Genomic DNA, 5,331 nt, shown 5'->3' on the forward strand with positions numbered 1-5,331 from the left:
GTTCGCAAGCTGAAAAAACCCATGGACAAAGCAATAAGCGAAATAATCGAAAGACTAAAAAAGTATCCGAATGCCGATTATGAATTGGACGAAAATTCAATTATCGTAAAGGAAAATAATGATAACGGATTTTCGGTATCGTTAACATTAAATGGAAACGAAAATTATACTGTTGCATTTGATGTTTGGCACGAGGAATTTGACAACGAAATTGATGCTCTGAATTGTTTTGCGTTTGGACTTTCAAAAGATTGCCGATTAAAAACAACCAAAAAAGGTGGAAAGCCAATAAAATGGACTGTACAATCTAACGAAAACGGAAATTGGATTGACGGAAATACAACAGGATTAATTAACTTGGCTTTTTGGCAAAAATCAGATGTGGTTTATTTGCAAAATGATTTGATAAAATAATGGATAATTCACAGTTAAATATTATCAAAGAAATAGCGCAAGAATTAGATTGCGGATTTGACTGCTATTATAATTTAAAGAATGACGAAATTATTGCAATTCCAAGTTTTTCGCAATTTTCGGACGAGAATGATTTTAAAGAGGCTTTTAAAGAAAGTTTAGACCAAATCGAGAAACATAAATCGGATTTTATAAAAATTAAGACATTAGAAAGTTATGAATCATTCAAAATTATGGAGCTTTTTGTTGAGCAGTTGCCTGACGAAAATCTGAAGTCGGATTTAGAAATTATTTTAGCAAATAAAAAGCCATTTCAGAATTTTAAGCATAAAGTTGACAATTCTAATTTTAGACAAAATTGGTTCGATTTTAAACAAACTGAATTAGAAAAAATAGTAGAAACGAAATTAAATAGCGGAAAAGCCAGCGCACAACAACGTGTATAGCTCATTGCTGGTCAGTTGCTTAAACCGAAGTTAAGGCATATTTGAAAGTCGCTAAATTTTTAAATTTGACGATTTCCAATAAAAAATAAATAGTAAAATTTAAAAATCTGGCTTGTGGCACAACCGAAAAATAATCGCTAATTTGCACGCAACGAGCCATACACAAACACGTTGTGTGCAATTTGAAAAAATGACAGATTCAAAAGAAACAAATAAGATATTAGAAAGAATTCTGGAGATTCTCGCAAAAAATGAAGCAAGAGTTTCAACCAATGAACTGACTGCCGAAGGAGACAAATTAATTGAAAAAGCTGAACGAGAAGGAGAAGAAGCAAGCAAAAAAATTCAATCCACTTTTGACCGAATTCACGATAAGCTTTTTACTATTAATGGAATATTAGTTGCATCTTACTTTGGTTTAGGAAAATTCCCAACTGATAACCCAATCGTCAGTTTATGGTTAGCAATTTTACCCATTTCTGTTTTGATTTATTTAGTGTTTTTAGAACAACAACAAATGGAGATTTATAGACACGCTTCTCAAAGAATGAACTGGAATTTAGATAAAGACGTAGCCAAATATGGTAGAATGATAAATAGACAGAATTTAAAATCGCTTTTGGCAATTGTTGTGACTTTTATACTATTTATATATTTAGCAATCAAAATAATAACCTATTAATAAGATAATGACTTACGAAGAAAAATATTCCGAATTATATTCCAACTATGAGAAAGCTGGAAAAAGGCTGGATAACGCACTTGAAAAAATTTCAGACATAAACGGTTTCGGAGATATGAATGATTTAGACAACTACTTTAAATACCAAAAAGAACTGTCTTTTCATTCACAGCAATTTGAAAAATTGCTCAAATATTTAAGTAGTGGGAATGTCAATCCAAAATCTGAATTTATTGATAAAGAATTTATGTATCAATTCATCAAGAAAGACCAAATTGAAAACGGAACTGAATGGAAAGACTTTGATTTATATCCTGGACAAAGTACAGAAGGTGGATTTTACAGTTGTGAAATTGGACTTACAAATGATGGAGAAATAAAAAAGGATTATCAAAATTCAATTTATAAGTTTCCTGTATTACATCTTAATCACGGAAATGAATGTTATCAATATTTAACGGAAAAACTTCAATATAATCCTGATAACGAAATAAACGTGAATGAATTGGATTTTTCGAAAGTAATTGATGAAAATAAAACCATCTACGTTAAGGTAAAAATGAGAACAAAATAAAAACTGCACACAACAATGGCTATAAGTAATTGCTTGTTCTCGCCTACTTCTGAAAATCCTCGCGGATTTTCAGTTTGGTGTGTACTTGTAAAGTTAATCGCTAAACCACGCAACTACTCATAGCCGAGACCGTTGTAAAACATTTGAAAAAAATGCAGGAAGTAATCAAAAACAGAATTCCAATTCACGTCGATTTAGAGCCAAATCGTGACGAATTATATTCTGGAATTTGTTTAAAATCAAATGATGAAATATTTATTTTCATTTGCTTCAATGACGAGACTAAAGAATTTGATGGTTATGCAATTATTAGAAATTACGAAATAGACAAATATCGAGAATGGGACGAAGAAGAATTAAGTGAAATAAAGAATAACAATTATGTAGACTTTTTCGGAAAGCTACCACTTGAAAAAATGAATAATATGTCCGACTGTTTATCGGAATTGAAAAACGATGAGTTGATTGCGATATTTACAGAAAAAGACGATGATTCATATTTTGTCGGACACATTAAAAATCTAACGAAAAAAGTAGCGGAACTGAAATTAATGGATGCAGATGCGGAATGGATTGGTAATGAAAAAATAAAAATCGAGGAAATAACTTATATCGGATTTCGGACAAGTATTGAAAAAGAGTTAGCGCAGAAAAACGTTTTACAACAACGTATATAGCTCATAGCTAATTAGTTGCTTAATCGAAGTTAAGGCATATTTGCAAGTCCGCCAAATTTTTTAATTTGGCTTATTGAAAAGAAAGATAATAAGAAAATTAAAAAACTCGGCTCGTGCTTAACCGAAAATTAATCGCTAATTTGCACGCTAAGAGCTATATACAAGACCGTTCTACACCATTTTAAAAAAACTCTGTACATATCATTAACATTACTATTAATTTCAGCCATAAGTTGTAAAAACAATGATGAAGTTGAAAAGGTTGCGGATTTTTTTAAAAACAAAAGTGATGAAAAGGAATTAATGGCAACAATTGATTTTTCATTATCGGACTCTTTATTGTTGAGAAGTATTGAAATACAAACAAAAACTGACTTGTGCGAGAATTCAAGATTTAGGGCAAGAATAAATTACCAAGATAAAATTATTGAGTTTCCTGCATTTGCGAACAAAAATTGTAATTGGAATACAATGCTACATAATCTTATTCCAATTATAATAAATAAAGAAAACCAAGTTCTTGTTGATTATGAAATGGTTAAGTCAGACGAAAGTTTAGAAAAGAAATTAATCAAAGCGACTAAAGAAAGGATTATTGGAACTGAAAGAAAAAATCTTCTTTATCTTATGCAATGGGATACGGAACTAAAACCTGATTTAGTAAAAAAGAGAGTTTATGAAACTCTAAAAGGAATAAAAATTTACAGTAATGAAGTTTCTTTAAGTAAGTTTAAAAAAGATATTTCGGGTTTGACAGAAACCGAGAAAGACTTATTAAAAGAAGAATTTATTGGAATTATTGGAGTGAATGGTTATTTTCCACCGCCACCGCCACCACCGCCGAAAATGGAAAACGAAACAACAGAGGAATAAAAACGGTGTAGAACACCGTGTATAATTAATGACTAGTTCTCGCCTACTTACGAAAATCCTCGCGGATTTTCTATTCGGTTTTTATTTACTAAATTAGGTACTTAAAACACGCCACTAATCATACACAAACACGTTGGCAACAAGCTAAAAAATGAAACGAATAATAATCATACTACTTTTTATTTCGAATATTTCAATCGGACAAACCTTTGATAGAATAAAGGAGAATTTCGATTTAGAAATTGATTACCAATCTGAAAATGTCTTGGAAAAGTACAAGTCATTTGATTATGACTTTTCTAATATTTGGTCAGTTACAGAAAACCAAAATGTTTATGGAATAATTGGTGACGAACATCAAAGAATATCAATCAAATTAATTTCAATCTTTAGAATTTCAAACGGACCATTTCTTTATAATGTTTATGGCAAATCTAAAGTCAAAGACAACATTTGTGAATTTTATGGAAACATTGTTATTAAAGAAATTAGAGAAGTAAAAGAGTTACACTTTGGAGTTGACGACGAATATGCCGACAAAGGAATCAAAAATCAAGGAATTTTAGTCGCAGATTACGAATTCTACGAAAGTAAAGAGCAAAAACACAGCGGAATTTTTAAAGGTACACTCTATTCGAAATGGTATTTGAATTCCAAAAAACAAATAGTATATGATGACATCGAATTCATTTCAGATGGATATATGAATAATGCTTTCGTAGGAGTTTGGAAAAGCTATTCAACTGGCAAAGAAAAAAAATGTAATTGGGCTGATTACAGAGTTCCAATTGCAAACAGAGACTTTGATATTGGAGCTGGAGAATTTAGCGTATCTGAAAAATATTGGAATAAAGGTTGGTTAGATATAGCATTAAAAAACAAATCATCAAACCTGGCGATTAAACAGAACGAAAAAGCTATAAAACAGAAAAAATGGTGGGAATAAAAAGCCAGTTGCCAACAATGGCTATAATTAATACGGGTTTTTGTTCTTAGTCCAAAGTTTAGTTTATTTTTATAAAGTCCACCAAATCTTTTGATTTGGCTTTAAAAATGAAAAATTAAAACAAAATAAAAAGTTTTGGCTAAGTGCTTAATCAAAAATTAATCGCTAATTAATTCCCGTACTAATCATAGCCGAAGCCGTTGTAGCCAATTAAGAAAAAATCGAAATCAGAATGAAATATAATTTTGAAAAGGAATTTTTAGAAAAACACGAAGACAAAACTGACACCGCTAACCGGAGAGAAAAAACAACGGATATTGAATTAAAAAAATTAAAAGAAGCATATCCAAAATTATCAACAGATTTTACTGAATACTTAGATGAAATAGGAAGTGGAGCTTTTAGAGAGTGTCAATTTAAAGTTGAAAAATACTTATATGATTTGGATGATTTAGGACTTTCGGAACATTATGAACTCAAAGAAGGTGTTAAATTTTTTGGAGATAATTTTTCAGGAGACTTTTCTGGGTTTGACTTTAATAAAAACCCTGAATTTGTCGTGGAATTTTGGCACGAAGACGGAACAATCTATGAAACTAATAAAACTTTCAAAGAATATATACGAGAACAAATGCTGATTGGAAAAGATGGACAAGATGAAAGAGAATAAAAACTGGCTACAACAATGGCTCCTATGAAAAGCACTAGTCCAGTTTTTC

The 5,331-nt window shown here is 30.6% G+C and carries 8 protein-coding genes; all 8 read left to right on the top strand.

The features are described 5' to 3' along the window. The coding region (locus JM658_RS16760) for a hypothetical protein (protein ID WP_236960996.1) at positions 1 to 414 on the top strand (414 nt) is incomplete at its 5' end. Further along, entirely contained in the window at positions 414 to 860 is a 447-nt protein-coding gene (locus tag JM658_RS16765; RefSeq protein WP_236960998.1) for a UPF0158 family protein, read from the top strand. The genes JM658_RS16760 and JM658_RS16765, both read left to right, overlap by 1 nt. A 190-nt stretch (positions 861 to 1,050) precedes the next feature. Then, positions 1,051 to 1,542, top strand: coding sequence for a hypothetical protein (locus tag JM658_RS16770; RefSeq protein WP_236961000.1), 492 nt, complete (start codon positions 1,051 to 1,053; stop codon positions 1,540 to 1,542). A gap of 7 nt (positions 1,543 to 1,549) precedes the next feature. Next, positions 1,550 to 2,116 carry a hypothetical protein gene (locus tag JM658_RS16775; RefSeq protein ID WP_236961003.1) on the top strand — a complete coding sequence of 189 codons (567 nt, stop codon included), beginning with the start codon at positions 1,550 to 1,552 and terminating at the stop codon, positions 2,114 to 2,116. 152 nt (positions 2,117 to 2,268) lie between these two features. Next, positions 2,269 to 2,793, top strand: coding sequence for a hypothetical protein (locus tag JM658_RS16780; RefSeq protein ID WP_236961005.1), 525 nt, complete (start codon positions 2,269 to 2,271; stop codon positions 2,791 to 2,793). A gap of 303 nt (positions 2,794 to 3,096) precedes the next feature. Continuing rightward, positions 3,097 to 3,666, top strand: a complete 570-nt coding sequence (locus tag JM658_RS16785; protein ID WP_236961007.1) for a hypothetical protein — start codon at positions 3,097 to 3,099, stop codon at positions 3,664 to 3,666. 151 nt (positions 3,667 to 3,817) lie between these two features. Next, positions 3,818 to 4,612, top strand: a complete 795-nt coding sequence (locus tag JM658_RS16790) for a hypothetical protein (RefSeq protein WP_236961009.1) — start codon at positions 3,818 to 3,820, stop codon at positions 4,610 to 4,612. A 232-nt stretch (positions 4,613 to 4,844) separates the two neighbouring features. Beyond that, positions 4,845 to 5,282, top strand: a complete 438-nt coding sequence (locus tag JM658_RS16795; RefSeq protein ID WP_236961011.1) for an SMI1/KNR4 family protein — start codon at positions 4,845 to 4,847, stop codon at positions 5,280 to 5,282. Positions 5,283 to 5,331 lie beyond the last annotated feature (49 nt).

The organism is Joostella atrarenae, from assembly GCF_021764745.1.
Classification (GTDB): Bacteria; Bacteroidota; Bacteroidia; order Flavobacteriales; family Flavobacteriaceae; genus Galbibacter; species Galbibacter atrarenae.

Coding starts and splice junctions, on each gene's coding strand:
- JM658_RS16765 (WP_236960998.1), top strand. CDS start 414: ATGGATAATTCACAGTTAAATATTATCAAAGAAATAGCGCAAGAATTA.
- JM658_RS16770 (WP_236961000.1), top strand. CDS start 1,051: ATGACAGATTCAAAAGAAACAAATAAGATATTAGAAAGAATTCTGGAG.
- JM658_RS16775 (WP_236961003.1), top strand. CDS start 1,550: ATGACTTACGAAGAAAAATATTCCGAATTATATTCCAACTATGAGAAA.
- JM658_RS16780 (WP_236961005.1), top strand. CDS start 2,269: ATGCAGGAAGTAATCAAAAACAGAATTCCAATTCACGTCGATTTAGAG.
- JM658_RS16785 (WP_236961007.1), top strand. CDS start 3,097: ATGGCAACAATTGATTTTTCATTATCGGACTCTTTATTGTTGAGAAGT.
- JM658_RS16790 (WP_236961009.1), top strand. CDS start 3,818: ATGAAACGAATAATAATCATACTACTTTTTATTTCGAATATTTCAATC.
- JM658_RS16795 (WP_236961011.1), top strand. CDS start 4,845: ATGAAATATAATTTTGAAAAGGAATTTTTAGAAAAACACGAAGACAAA.